Consider the following 12,425-nt stretch of genomic DNA (forward strand, 5'->3'; position numbering starts at 1 on the left):
CCGGAAACCGGGCACTCCAGACCACCCACTCCGCATAACGACACGCTATGCATAATCGACATTATGTGGAGCTCCACATAATGTCGAACTCGGCGCCGCTTGGCAGAAGGTCTCCGCTGAAGGCCGCGACTACCTTTCGGTCAAGCTGGACGACCCGAGCTTCCCAGCTCCGATCTACGCCACCCTGATTGAGGTGGAAGGCGAGGAAGGTCTCCAGCTGATCTGGTCCCAGCCCAACCGGGACTGATCGCCCCTGACAGAGGACCCCCGCCGCACAGGCGGGGATCCTCATTGCGCCCGGTGAAGCTCGTCATCGACACCGCCGCCGAACCGTCCAGCGATTTCGGCAGGCGTGGCAGGCCGAGAAGAGCCACCTTCCCCTCGCGGATACCGTCGTGGAAGCGGTCGAGGCCCATGCTCCGACCGTGCCGATCTATAGTGAACTCGCATAGCAGGGATTGAGGTGAGCGTTTCGTCAACCCCGGCCACCCGACCATCAATCGAGAGGGCAGGGCATGTCGCCTCCTCTGGAACCATCGCTTGAGTTTGTATACCAGCGATGTGGGGATACGATCAGCGAGACCATTGAGGACGTTCCGAGCTATGACGTCCTCGCGGGCCGGGAGTCCGACGCGCAGGGATATGTCGAGCAGTGGCCTGCACCGGCTGCGAGCACCGATTCACTGTCAGTATCCGAAACACCGGCGCCTGCCTTGAGGCGGAATTCGCGGATCACAAGACTCACCATGGCGCGGGAGCATACAGGATTCGACCCGCCTGTTCGGATTCACCTCCACGGCAGCCATTTGGCTGTCTGCATAATTGAGGGGTGCCGGCGTGTCGGTTGTGCGCATGCTTGGCGGGCGGCATGACTGGGCGGCGATCCTGAATGCGGCGGGCCATGCCGCGCGTCCGTAGGCTAGTCTCGGGCTGCCTTGCGCCGGTCCGGCGGTAGAGACCAGCTTCGCCGCTACTCAGAAACCAGACAGCGCCGGTGAACACACGGGAGGGTGCAGTTGCGCCATGAGCGATCATTGGCTGTGTCGGAACTAGAAGGGTGGCCGCCACATTGCGGGCAGGGTGCGGCGACTTGATCTGGTCAGATCCCCGCCGAGGGCGGCGGGGACTCGCGTCAACCGCTCAGTCGTGTGGCGTGACGATTAGCCTTTGGCTGTGCGCTTCTTCTTTTCCGGATCATCGAAGGTCAGAGTGTGGGCGACGGCATTGGCCCGAAGCGACTTGCCGTGCACTTCCAATCTGGTGCCATGCTCGGCATATGGGACATCGAGCCGAGCAATCGCCATCGAGCGCCGGGTCAATTTGGAATAGGACGGGCAGGTGATGACACCGACCTTTTTACCATCGGCCCATACCTCGTCGCCAAGATCAGCCATTTCGTGACCCTCGATCAACATGCCGAAGATCTTGAAGCGTTCCTTGCCCTTTTGCCTATAGTGTTCGTCGGCGCCTCGGAAACCTGTCTTGCCGGGCGACACCGTGAAGTCGAGGCCAAGCTCCCACAAGCTGTCGCCAATTGGTTCGCCTGGAATCGGATGCATCTGCGAGTTGTCGTAGGGGTAAAACAGCAGATAGCTCTCGACGCGCAACAGGTCGAGCGTACTGAAGCAGCATGGAATAATCCCCATGGCCTTGCCTTCGGATAGGATTGTATCCCAGACGAGCGGCGCGTCCTGGCCACGTACGAAAATCTCGTAGCCGCGCTCGCCGGTATAGCCCGTCCGCGAAATCTTCACCGGAGCACCAAACAGCGTAGTGTGGATGTGGTGGAAATAATTGAGGTCGCGGATGCCAGGCACATGCTTGGCCAGAAAATCGACGGCCACCGGCCCCTGCAGCGAAAGGTCGTGTAGATCGTCATCGAAAAGCACCGCGCAATTGCGCCCCGCAGCCTGCTTGACAATCTCCTCATGCGCAGTGCCGGTACCGCTGACCAACATCCAGGCATTGGGACCATTGCGATAGAGAACGCAATCGTCAGTCAGGTGGCCACGTTCGTTGAGCATGGTGGCATAAACGGAACGGCCTGGCTGAATCCTGGCCACACTGCGCGTGGTTATGTACTCAAGGATCGCAATCGCATGCGGCCCGATGAGGTGCGTCTTCCGCAACCCCGATACGTCCATCAGGCCAGCTTTAGTGCGGATTGCGACATGCTGATCGAACGGATCGGCGTCATACGTCCAGGCGGTGCCCATTCCGCTCCAATCCTCAAGATTGGAACCCAGTGCACGGTGGCGATCGGCAAGGGCGGAAAAGCGCCAGCTTAAAGTCATCTCGTTCCTCCAGTCGTTTTGGGCACATAGGTTTCGCGCTGGCGCTGCAGAATCGCACCAGTAACGTCTCGCGCTCCTCGTTATCCCCGGGAAAGGAACGCGACCAGATTTCGTAGGAATAACCAGGCGCCTGCCTGGTTCATCGATCGGCCTGAGCGCCTTCCAACGTTCAGGCCAGGCGTAGTGCAGCTGTGGCCTGGCTCAGCTGATCAGCCGGCGAGGCCTGCGGCCAGGGAAACGCCTGTGGCGGCGATGCTGCCACCGCCCACTCTGAGTGCCGTGCGCCACGACAAGCGAGCAATGATGGTGGCTAGCGAGAAGCCTGCCGTATGCAGGACGACGGTCGATGCGACGAAGCCCAGTCCGTAGAGGAAGGCATTGCTGGCGATCGGCAGTTCCTGGCCATGAGCAAAACCATGCAGACTTCCGAACGCGGCGGTGATCGCAAGCGCCGCACCGAATGGCACCCGGCTGCCCAGTGCGACGATTGCGCCAAGCAGGACGACTGATCCCGTGATTCCCAACTCGACGAAAGGAAGCGACAGCCCCGTCATGCCGAAAACCGAGCCTGCCACCATTCCGATAACGAAACCGAGCGGAAGCCAGCGAAACAATGGCTGGCTGTCGGCATTCTGCCCGGCCCAGATGCCGACCCCGGCCATAGCCAGAACATGATCGAGCCCGGACAGCGGGTGGGATAGGCCAGCGCCGAAGCTACCGGCCTCGGGGAGAATATGCGCATAGCTTGGCATCGTCGAAGCGGCGTATGCGACAGCAACCGCAGCCGCCAACCGCATCATGTTTCTTGTGTTCCTTATCGTGTTCACCATGATCTCCTGCGGCCGGCCTCAGCCGGCCTTATCCAAATGGTTGTCGATTACTCAGCGGCGACCAGATCGGTGCGGCGCAGGCTGGCGTCGATCACGTCCCCCTCCTGTGCGGCCAACGACGCCATCAGGCGCATGATGACACAGGCGGCCAAGCGTGCTGCCGTGCCGCTGATATCGAAAATCGGGCAAAGCTCGGTCAGATCGATCACGCTGACGCCACCACGTTTGGCGATCATGTCGGCAATACGCATCATTTCCCGAGACTCGATGCCTCCGGGTTCCGCCGAGGTGACGCCGGGCGCCGCCGACGAGTCCATGACGTTGAAATTGAAGCTGAGATACTGCGCGTCGGTTCCGTTCCAGACCCGCTCAATCGCCTTGTCGACCAGCGGGAAAATGCCCGCGTCAATCAGATCGAACATGGAGTTGTAGTGGAGCCCGCGATCTGTCGCCAGATCAATATGGTCCTTGGGATTCATGGCGTTGCGCGCCCCAAGATGGGCAACATTCTTAATGTCGAGATTGGGCAGCTCGGTGATCCGCGCCATAGCGCAAGGGGCAAGATTGCGCTCGCCAGCCCAGCTGTCGGCCATGTCGAGCTGAGCGCCAAAGTGCATGTAGCCCATCTTTTTTGACGATCCGATGTGGTCGGAAAGTGCGCGCGCTGCAGCGATCGAGATCGAGCGGTCACCGCCACAGATTATGGGCGTGAGGCCGGATTTGAGGACCTCCCGGACCGCCCGATAGATGCGCTCATGCGCCACTTCCGGGCTGACCTTCGGCATCGAAACGTCGCCGCAATCGACGGCCTTGCCATGTAGATCGACATTGTATTCGAACCAGTAGGAGAAATACTCCTGGGAAACGAGGCGGAATTCGCGCGGACCGTCCTCCGATCCGGGCTTGCCGACATTGCCTTCGTCGAACGGCACGCCGACGAAGGCATATTTGGCGCCACAGGCCTTCAGCGCTTCTGCGTTCAGTGGCACATGGGCCGAACGCAGGAACGTAATCAGCCCCGGTGCGCGATAATTGTCGCCGGCGTCGCCGCCAAGCGGTGAAAAGAGGTGGGCATAGGCTTTTGCTGGGTTCATGACTGTGTCTCCTCCCTGAGAATTGTTACGGCTGCTTGCCCTGCTGACGCAGCGTCTGGGCGCGTGAGCCGAGATAGTGGTAGATCATGTTGACCGTCATCTTGGCGCTGATTTGGCTGGAGTCGAAGTAGGGGCAGAGCTCGACGACATCGAGAATGTCGCAGCCGTGACGACCGGCGATACGTGCGAACTGAATCGCTTCCCGCCCCTTGAGGCCGTAGCATTCCGGCGAGGTGGAGCCGGGCATGCAACTCATGTCGATCGAGTCCGTATCCCAGGTGAAATACAGCGTATCGGCGTCTTTCTTCACCCGCTCGAAAATCTCGTTTGCGCACACTTCCAGCCCGCGCTCGATCATCTCGGGCATGGTCACGACCCGGATGTCGTTGTCGACATAGAAATCCCACCAGTCCTTGGGATTGAGGCCGTTACGCGATCCCATATGCGCCATGTTCTTGGCGGAGCAGTTTGGCAGGTCTAGCGCGCGGGGGGCACCCGAGCAGTTGGTAATCAAATTGCCTGCCCAGTCGGGCCCGGCGTCGAGGTGGCTGTCGACGTGCAGATAGCCCATCTTGCCGCTGCCGGTAAAACGCGACAGAGCCTTGGCGCCGGGGATTGGCAAGGAATGGTCGCCGCCGAAAAGGATCACCTTGGCGCCGCCTTCAAGGCACTCGGTGACGTAGTCGGTGGTGTATTGCTGCGACTTGACGTTGTTACCCGGTACCGTCGGTACGTCACCGCAGTCGACGACGCGGAAGAAGCTCAACAAATCGACGTCATACTCGAACATATAGGGGAAGTATTGCGTCGTCGCCTCGCGCAGGCCCGACGCACCTTGAGAGGCACCGGCGCGCACGATCTGGCCCTGGTCCCACGGAACAGCCAGAAAGCAGATCTTTGCGCCCATTTCGCGGATCTTGTGGCGGTCCGGCGGGCAGTATGGCGCGCCCATGAATGTGGCGAGACCCCTGGATTTGAACGCGCCGTTGTGCAGCTTCGGAGAGAAAATGTGATCGAGCTCGCCAAACTGCTCAGCGGGGCCTTGGTGTTGATGTGGCGTGAACTGCCACTTCGCTATGTCTGTTTTTCGATCAAGCATGCTGTTCCTCCCAACAGATGAACTACTGAAGCGCCTGCCCGACTGGGGCCAGCGCCGGATGCGGAGCTTCTTCTTCAAGCCCGATGTGGGTTAATTCCATCTCGCGCCCGCTCAGCACCTTTCGCGAAGGTCGCCCGCAATCGGGACAGCGCAGATTGGAAAACGAAATTGGAGACCGCGCCTCGCCGCAACTGTCGCAAAAAATCGTCAGAGGCACTTCTTCGATGTGCAGCTTGGCGCCTTCGCAAAGCGTGCCGCGCGTAGCCGGGCCGAAGCAGAAGTAGAGCGAGCGAGCAATGCCGCACATCGCACCCAGACGCACATGCATGTCGGTCACGCGGGCACCGCCATGTTTAGAGGCATGGTCGTGGGCGAGATCGATGAGGCTCGAGGCAATGGTCAGTTCATGCATGACGGCACCTCACGCGTGCAGTGTCTTGCGGATGAATTCCACCCGTGCCTGCAGATCTCGCGCCAGGTCCTGCAACTGCCGCTGCCGGGCGCGAAGGATCCATTGCCGCCATTCCGTCATGCCCGTGCCATCGCGTGCCGAAACGACAATGCTGTCGATCGTCGGGTTCACTTCACGAGCGCGCCGAATGCAGGCCGCTATGTCGAAATCGCAGTAGGGCGCCAGATCGGCCTTCGAGATGACCAGAAGGTCTGCCGCGGCGAACGCCTCGGGATACTTGACCGGCTTGTCGTCCCCTTCGGTCACCGAGAGAATGACCACCTTGTGGGTTTCACCAAGGTCGAAGCCGGCGGGACAGGCAAGATTGCCGACGTTTTCGATGAAAAGGATGCCGCCCTGCCGCAGCGAAAGCGATGTCAGGGCACGCTGGATCATATCGGCGTCGAGATGGCAGCCCTTGCCGGTATTGATCTGCACGGCCTGGGTATCCGTCGCCCGAATGCGATCGGCGTCGTTCGACGTCTCCTGATCGCCCTCGATCACCCAGGTTGGGAACGTTTCCTGCAGCCGCTGCAGCGTTTCGACCAGCAAGGTGGTCTTGCCCGCTCCTGGGCTGGCGATGAGATTGAGCGCGAGCACTCCATGCGAGCGGAGTTCGTCGCGCACTTCGTCGGCGAAAATGTTGTTTTTGGCCAGAATTTCCTGTTCGACCTGCACCAGCCGCTTCTGGCTGATTCCCGCCACATGTGTCGCGGCTGCTTCCCTGCCGAAATGCAGATCGCCGGTCGGTATGCCGCCTGTAGAAGTGTGATCATGCGGGTGGTCGTGATCATGATCATGGAAATCTCCGGCCCCGTGATCGTGATGATGATGCCCTTTATCATGATGATGGGTGCCGTTGTCGTGGTGATGATGGTGCGCATGTGGATGATGGTGGCGACCATGGCCTTGCGGCCCTGCATCGCTCTGTCCGTCAATGCGAACATTCTCAGGCCCGCAGCCGCATACCTGGCACATGGCTATCTCCTAGTCTTGATCGTCGTAGGGCGCTTGGCCGAAGGATTCCCGGCATATTGCAGCAGCCCCCAGATCACCTCCTTGAGGTAACTCATCGCCGCAGGAATAGATGTTCCGTGCGGCATGAAGCTGCCAAAGTAGATGCCGTCGATATTGCGTGAGATGAAGGCCGCCATTTCATCCGGATCGGGGCAGATGAACATGCCGGCGGCGACGCCCTTGCGGATGCAATCGGCGAGAACCCTCTTCTCGGACTCATAGAAGTCCTCGACGAAGCTATCGATGAATTTGGGGCCCGCATCCTTAGCACGACCTGCATTGACGAACATGATGCGCACCAAGCTGCGCAGCGTCTCCGACATCTCGACGTTGATATCCAGATAGGCGCTAAGCAACTCGGCTGGGCTTTCATGTCGCGCGACGACCTCGCCATAGTTGGTCATCAGCCGGTCAAGCGCATGAAGCACTGAAGACTGGTAAAGCGAATCTTTGTTCTTGAAGTAATAGTAGATAAGCGAGTGAGCAACGCCCAGTTTCTTTGCGATGAGCGGGATCGTGACGCTCTCGTAGTCTTCCTCGGCAAAACATTCGAGCGCGGCCTCCAGAAGCGACTCCGCGCGAACGCCAGGGTTGCGGTAAAAGCGGCTCTTGGCCCGCTTCACCGATTTCACACGATCCTCAAGATGAATGAGAGCGCTGGATTCCATTGATGAGCCCCTGGCGTTGAGCGCTGCCCGAAAGGCTTCCAGGCGGCGGCGTCGGTTCGGCGCCCGAAGGAAGATCGACCTTACGCTTCAGATGTTGAAGGCGACGTTGACTGACTGCGATGTCAATACTGAGGCTAGATGTGTTTGACATCAGTGTCAATACGCATTTCGAGGTGGGTGGGTACTTTCAGGCAAAAAACAACCGTCGCATTCCCCGCGTTTCTATCCTGCCGAGACCGGTGACGCGTCTGGCGTAGAGATGTAAGCAATTGTTCTATAACGATTTAAGCCCCGTTTGTTCGGGCAGGTTGTAGGTGGCTTTGCACATTCTCCCAGACCGTCGCGTTTTTTTCGCTGCAAGCCAGTGCCGTTTCCCGGCTATGTGCGGTCCGACTAAACGTTTTTACATCATTGTCAGGAAAAATGTTTGACACGAAAGTCAAACTGCCTCAACGTGAGAAGCGATGGGGACCTGGCTCGAACAGAGGCATGCCACATTCGAAACAACTGCGGGAATGGGGTCGTTCAGATAGGAGAACCCCGCTTGCGAGCTTACCGAACATCAGGCGGGCACATAGGCCGAGTTGACTTCGCCGAGGATGGCGCTGCGGCGGTTTCGATGTGCCTGGCACACAAGACACCCCGAGCCTTAGCTTTGAGCAACTTCAACGCTAAGGCGTCGGTATTCATTTAATCTTTGGAGGAGGATGAGATGACTATCGCTTCAGCAGACACAAACAATGAAATACGTAGGGAACTTGACAGGCGGCTGAATATCATAGCTGACCCAAACTACGAGGATCCGGCCCGCACCGATATATCGGGTCGGGAACTCGGAATTTGGTTCGCCGTAACGGCGGTTATCTTGGTCGGCGCGATCGCCATGTGGAGTGGAGGCAACTGATGGCCCCCACAACCAAGTTCACCGGCGCAAGCGCCGCCTTCGGCACACTTCCGGTACTGAAGGAGGAACGCGAACTCGGCTTCCTCGATCACTCCTGGATCAACATCGGCCTTGCCATCGCCACATGGGCTTTCCTGCTCGGCGGCAGTACAGCCCTTGTCGTCGGAGCAAGGGACGGGATCTATGCAATCATAATCGGCAATGTGATCGGCGTGTCGATCATGGCGGTCAGTGTCTGCATTTCGACCGGAAAATTCGGTATCGAGCAGTTCACGCTGATGCGCAGTGTCTTTGGCCCGACGGGCATTCTGATCCTCGTCGGGTTCTTCCTTGCCATTTACGGGGTCGGGTGGTCGGCGGTCTTGTCAATCATGTTTGGACGAGCGATCAGCGGCGTCGTGAACCAGGTCGGCGGCACGCAAATCGGTGAAAACGATCTTGGCGTGACGTTCTTCGCGATCCTGGCAATCTTGATCTCGTGGCTATTACTCTGGAAGGGGCCGACCGCCGTCAAATGGCTCAATCGGTTTGTCGGACCGGGAAAGCTTGTCCTGTGCTTCGGCATTCTGTTCCTAATTTTCAGCCACAAGAGCTGGAGTGATATCGCCAACGCCGCCCCACTTGCGCCGTTTGATGACAAGCGGATCAACTTCATGATCGCAGTTGAGTTCAATCTCGCCGCCGGTTTCGGCTGGTGGCCAGTGCTGGGCAATATTTCGCGTTTCACACGTACGCCCCGCGCGGCGCTTTGGCCCAATCTGTTCGGTATCTTCGCCGCAGCGGTTCTCGGCGAACTGGTCGGGTTGTTCGCGGCGCTGAGCCTGGGGTCACACGACCCGACCGCTTGGATGATTCCGCTCGGCGGAGCCGCTGTCGGGGTAACGGCTTTGCTTTTCGTCGGACTGGCGAACATCACTGCCATCGTCAGCATTTTCTACGGCATGTGCCTGGCGATGCGACAGGCCGGCGGGCGCTACTTCGAGGCGGTTCCATGGGGGTTGCTGACGGGAGCACTGTTTATCCCGGTGATCGTTATCGCCTTCTTTCCCGGCCAAATATACGACAATTTCTTCAAGTTTCTGGCTTGGACCGCACTCGGATTTGCACCGCTTTCCGGTGTGACGGCAGTCGACTACCTCATCTTGCGTCGCGGCCGGATCAAGCAGTGCGATGTCTTTAACGACCGTTCCGATTCCGACTACGCCTTCTTGCGCGGCATCAATCCAGCCTCGTTCCTGGCCTTGGTGGGGGGCGGTCTTGTGTACTACGCCCTGTTCGATCCGCAGTCGCTTGCCGCGCATGGGCTGTTCATTTGGGTCAGTGCATCCGTTCCCGCCTGTTTGGTGGCAGCAATACTGCACTACATCCTGACAAGGGCCATCGTGATGCCAGCTAGACTCGGCGGATATTAACTGATGTCGGGGTGATCTCGTCAGCAGTGGCCTCGCGCTCTCCGGGACCGCACATTGGATGTTCGACCGCAGCCTGATCAGCCGGAATGACGATCTCGAAACCCTCATCTCAAGCAAATGACATCGATGGAATCAGAGCGATCGTAAACCGAAGCGGGCCGTGCACTCGAGCCATCCCGGATCAGTAATCGGCCGCATCGGCATTTCCCGGCTTGGCACCGGGAGCATTGCTTCAAGCATTGAGCATCGGACAGACGCCCGCATGCTATGTGACTATGCCGCTTCCCACACTTGGCTCAGAATCCTCGCGGCTAGCGCTGCCTTGTCCTGCAGCAGGAAGCGGCCATAGTGATGCGCTATCATGTCTGGCGTATCCTAAATGGCGTAGCTCGCCTGCTCATAGGAACCGGTCTGCTTAAGGATATGGGTAGCCAGAACATCGCGGAGATTGTGCGGGCAGTGTGCGAGAAGACCGGGGATCGCCGCGGCCGGTATAGGGATTGTCGATGCCATATCGCCGAATGGTCAGGCGCAAGGCTTCGTAAAAGGTGTCATTGTCGTAAGAGGCGTCCCGGCTGGTGGTCTTCACGGTCTCGATGATGAAGGTGCCGGGGTCTTCCGCTCCTGCAAGAAGGACACGTCGATGCCGATCGATATAGGCCTGAAACCACAACCCAATGAGGGTGGTAGTTCCTCATGTCGGGAAAGGGAACAATCCCTCGTGTCGCTTGACACTGTGGGGAGTTCAACGCGTCGAAGGCGTTGCGGGCGAGGCGAGCCGTCTGCCGTTTGGCAAGCCGGAATGGGTGCTGCATGGCCAGGTTCTACGGGGCCCAAGCTGCCCTTACGGCATCACGAGACGTTTTGAAAATTCGCATGCACGCGCTAGTGTCTGTGCATCACGCCTTCGGGCACGGGACCGAAGGCGGGCCCGCCCGACCGTAAATTTGCTGCGGGCTCAACGAAAGGTACGGCGCCGAGCGCGCCGGGAGGAGAGCCACAATGCTGAAGTCGATGCTGAAGGCGACAGTGTTCGCCACAACCCTGGCCCTCAGCGCGGGGGCGCTGTACATGCCGGCCTTCGCCGAAGTGGTCTATAACCGCGGCAATTCCGCCGATCCGGAATCGCTTGATCCGCACAAGACCTCGACTGTCTACGAAGCCCATATCCTGCGTGATCTGTTCGAGGGTCTGGTCATGCAGGACAAAGATGCCAACCTCATTCCGGGTGCCGCCGAAAGCTGGACGGTTTCGGACGACGGCAAGGTCTACACTTTCAAGTTGCGCAAGGACGCCGTCTGGTCGGACGGCAGCCCGGTGACGGCCGATGATTTCGTCTATGCCTTTCGCCGGCTGGAAAACCCGGCAACGGGTGCCGAATACGCCTCCATGCTCTATGTCGTGAAGAACGGCGAGGCCGTGAATACCGGCAAGGCCAAGCCGGAGGAACTCGGCGTCAGGGCGGTCGATCCCACAACTTTCGAGGTGACGCTGAATGCTCCGACCCCGTATTTTCTGGAGATGCTGACCCATCAGTCGACCTTTCCGGTCAACAAGGCCTCGATCGACAAGCTTGGAGCCGACTGGATCAAGCCCGGAAATCTGGTGTCCAATGGCGCCTACACGCTGGCTGAATTCGTGCCCAACGATCACATCAGGCTGGTGAAGAACCCGAAATTCCACGATGCCGCGAACGTCAAGATCGACGTGGTCAACTACATCCCGACCGAGGACCGCTCTACCGCCATCAAGCGTTTCGAAGCCGGCGAGCTTGACAGCAATGACGACATTCCGACCGAGCAGATGGCGGACCTAAAGGCCAAGTTCGGCGATCAGCTCCGCATCGGTCCCTATCTCGGCACCTATTATTACGCGATCAAGACCGACAAGGAGCCATGGTCGGACCAGAAGCTGCGCCGCGCTGTCTCCATGGCGATCGACCGCGACTTTCTCGCCGAGAAGGTCTGGCAGAACTCCATGTTGCCCGGCTACTCGATGGTGCCTCCGGGGATCGAAGGCTACAACTCGGCAATTGCCGACTTCGCCGAGATGTCGCAGATCGATCGCGAGGACGAGGCCAAGAAGATCCTCGAAGAGCTCGGCTATACGCCTGAAAAGCCGCTGAAGATGGAGATCCGCTACAACACGTCCGAGAACCACAAGAACACGGCGGTCGCTATCCAGGAGCAACTGAAGCCGCTCGGCGTCGAGGTGACGCTGCTCAACACCGACACCAAGACGCACTACGGTCACCTGGAACAGAAGGGCGACTATGATGTCGCGCGCGCCGGCTGGATAGCCGACTATAAGGACCCGGAAAGCTTCCTCGGCATCTCCCGCAAGGCCTCAGGCAATAACTACTCCAATTTCAACAACCCGAAATTCGAGGGGCTGATGGACAAGGCTGCCGCCGCCGGCGGCAACCCTGAGGAGCGCATGAAGCTTCTCTCGGACGCCGAGCGCGTGCTGATCGATGACGTCGGCCAGATTCCGCTGCTTTACTACAGCTACAAGAACCTGATCTCGCCGAAGCTCGAGGGCTTCGTGCCGAACATCATGGATATCCATCCGACACGCTTCATCAGCAAGAAGTGATACTTGCCTGTGATCCCGCCGCCCCGTCGGGGGCGGCGTTCCGGCTTGTTGCTAGGGGCTC

Annotated in this window: 10 protein-coding genes and 3 pseudogenes; 5 read left to right on the forward strand and 8 right to left on the reverse strand. The window is 59.1% G+C overall.

Annotated elements, in window-relative coordinates; translation table 11 throughout:
- Positions 1-79 precede the first annotated feature (79 nt).
- Positions 80-247, forward strand: a pseudogene (locus tag ACLKMW_RS21410) (DUF736 domain-containing protein); the annotation flags it as partial.
- 913 nt (positions 248-1,160) lie between these two features.
- Here ACLKMW_RS21410 and ACLKMW_RS21415 read toward each other — a convergent pair.
- From ACLKMW_RS21415 to ACLKMW_RS21445, 7 genes are all read right to left on the reverse strand, one after another.
- Positions 1,161-2,294 (reverse strand): aminomethyltransferase family protein, encoded by a 1,134-nt coding sequence (locus tag ACLKMW_RS21415; protein ID WP_415726562.1) that lies wholly within the window; start codon positions 2,292-2,294, stop codon positions 1,161-1,163.
- Positions 2,295-2,503: 209 nt separating this feature from the next.
- The gene (locus ACLKMW_RS21420) at positions 2,504-3,124 is read right to left on the reverse strand and encodes a HupE/UreJ family protein (protein WP_415726563.1); all 621 of its coding nucleotides are present in this window, start codon (positions 3,122-3,124) and stop codon (positions 2,504-2,506) included.
- 47 nt (positions 3,125-3,171) lie between these two features.
- Positions 3,172-4,218: an arginase family protein gene (locus ACLKMW_RS21425; RefSeq protein ID WP_415726564.1), complete on the reverse strand. Its 1,047-nt coding sequence runs from the start codon at positions 4,216-4,218 to the stop codon at positions 3,172-3,174.
- Between the two features lie 25 nt (positions 4,219-4,243).
- Positions 4,244-5,317, reverse strand: a complete 1,074-nt coding sequence (locus tag ACLKMW_RS21430; RefSeq protein ID WP_415726565.1) for an agmatinase family protein — start codon at positions 5,315-5,317, stop codon at positions 4,244-4,246.
- A 22-nt stretch (positions 5,318-5,339) separates the two neighbouring features.
- A complete protein-coding gene (gene hypA / locus ACLKMW_RS21435) occupies positions 5,340-5,729 on the reverse strand; it encodes a hydrogenase maturation nickel metallochaperone HypA (RefSeq protein WP_415726566.1) in 390 nt (129 codons plus the stop codon).
- A gap of 9 nt (positions 5,730-5,738) precedes the next feature.
- On the reverse strand, positions 5,739-6,746 hold the full coding sequence (gene hypB, locus ACLKMW_RS21440) for a hydrogenase nickel incorporation protein HypB (RefSeq protein WP_415726567.1): 1,008 nt from the start codon (positions 6,744-6,746) through the stop codon (positions 5,739-5,741).
- Positions 6,747-6,748: 2 nt separating this feature from the next.
- Positions 6,749-7,453, reverse strand: a complete 705-nt coding sequence (locus tag ACLKMW_RS21445) for a TetR/AcrR family transcriptional regulator (protein WP_415726568.1) — start codon at positions 7,451-7,453, stop codon at positions 6,749-6,751.
- A 712-nt stretch (positions 7,454-8,165) separates the two neighbouring features.
- Between ACLKMW_RS21445 and ACLKMW_RS21450 the strand changes: the two genes are divergently transcribed.
- From ACLKMW_RS21450 to ACLKMW_RS21460, 3 genes and pseudogenes are all read left to right on the forward strand, one after another.
- A complete protein-coding gene (locus ACLKMW_RS21450) occupies positions 8,166-8,357 on the forward strand; it encodes a hypothetical protein (protein WP_415726569.1) in 192 nt (63 codons plus the stop codon).
- Complete coding sequence (locus ACLKMW_RS21455; protein ID WP_415726570.1) at positions 8,357-9,769, forward strand: purine-cytosine permease family protein; 1,413 nt, start codon at positions 8,357-8,359, stop codon at positions 9,767-9,769. The genes ACLKMW_RS21450 and ACLKMW_RS21455 overlap by 1 nt, the downstream gene beginning before the upstream one ends.
- A 13-nt stretch (positions 9,770-9,782) precedes the next feature.
- Positions 9,783-10,012 (forward strand): annotated as a pseudogene (locus tag ACLKMW_RS21460) (HNH endonuclease); the annotation flags it as partial.
- A 30-nt stretch (positions 10,013-10,042) separates the two neighbouring features.
- Here ACLKMW_RS21460 and ACLKMW_RS21465 read toward each other — a convergent pair.
- Positions 10,043-10,439 (reverse strand): annotated as a pseudogene (locus ACLKMW_RS21465) (hypothetical protein); the annotation flags it as partial.
- Between the two features lie 332 nt (positions 10,440-10,771).
- Here ACLKMW_RS21465 and ACLKMW_RS21470 point away from each other — a divergent pair.
- Positions 10,772-12,364 carry a peptide ABC transporter substrate-binding protein gene (locus tag ACLKMW_RS21470; RefSeq protein ID WP_415726571.1) on the forward strand — a complete coding sequence of 531 codons (1,593 nt, stop codon included), beginning with the start codon at positions 10,772-10,774 and terminating at the stop codon, positions 12,362-12,364.
- The last annotated feature ends 61 nt before the right edge of the window (positions 12,365-12,425 follow it).

Source organism: Borborobacter xinjiangensis, from assembly GCF_047739745.1.
In the GTDB taxonomy this organism is placed as follows: Bacteria; Pseudomonadota; Alphaproteobacteria; order Rhizobiales; family Rhizobiaceae; genus Pseudaminobacter.

What these genes read in the sequence shown, in the direction of transcription:
- ACLKMW_RS21445 (WP_415726568.1), bottom strand. Translation starts at nt 7,453, where the DNA reads ATGGAATCCAGCGCTCTCATTCATCTTGAGGATCGTGTGAAATCGGTG.
- hypA (WP_415726566.1), bottom strand. Translation starts at nt 5,729, where the DNA reads ATGCATGAACTGACCATTGCCTCGAGCCTCATCGATCTCGCCCACGAC.
- hypB (WP_415726567.1), bottom strand. Translation starts at nt 6,746, where the DNA reads ATGTGCCAGGTATGCGGCTGCGGGCCTGAGAATGTTCGCATTGACGGA.
- ACLKMW_RS21425 (WP_415726564.1), bottom strand. Translation starts at nt 4,218, where the DNA reads ATGAACCCAGCAAAAGCCTATGCCCACCTCTTTTCACCGCTTGGCGGC.
- ACLKMW_RS21470 (WP_415726571.1), top strand. Translation starts at nt 10,772, where the DNA reads ATGCTGAAGTCGATGCTGAAGGCGACAGTGTTCGCCACAACCCTGGCC.
- ACLKMW_RS21415 (WP_415726562.1), bottom strand. Translation starts at nt 2,294, where the DNA reads ATGACTTTAAGCTGGCGCTTTTCCGCCCTTGCCGATCGCCACCGTGCA.
- ACLKMW_RS21455 (WP_415726570.1), top strand. Translation starts at nt 8,357, where the DNA reads ATGGCCCCCACAACCAAGTTCACCGGCGCAAGCGCCGCCTTCGGCACA.
- ACLKMW_RS21450 (WP_415726569.1), top strand. Translation starts at nt 8,166, where the DNA reads ATGACTATCGCTTCAGCAGACACAAACAATGAAATACGTAGGGAACTT.
- ACLKMW_RS21420 (WP_415726563.1), bottom strand. Translation starts at nt 3,124, where the DNA reads ATGGTGAACACGATAAGGAACACAAGAAACATGATGCGGTTGGCGGCT.
- ACLKMW_RS21430 (WP_415726565.1), bottom strand. Translation starts at nt 5,317, where the DNA reads ATGCTTGATCGAAAAACAGACATAGCGAAGTGGCAGTTCACGCCACAT.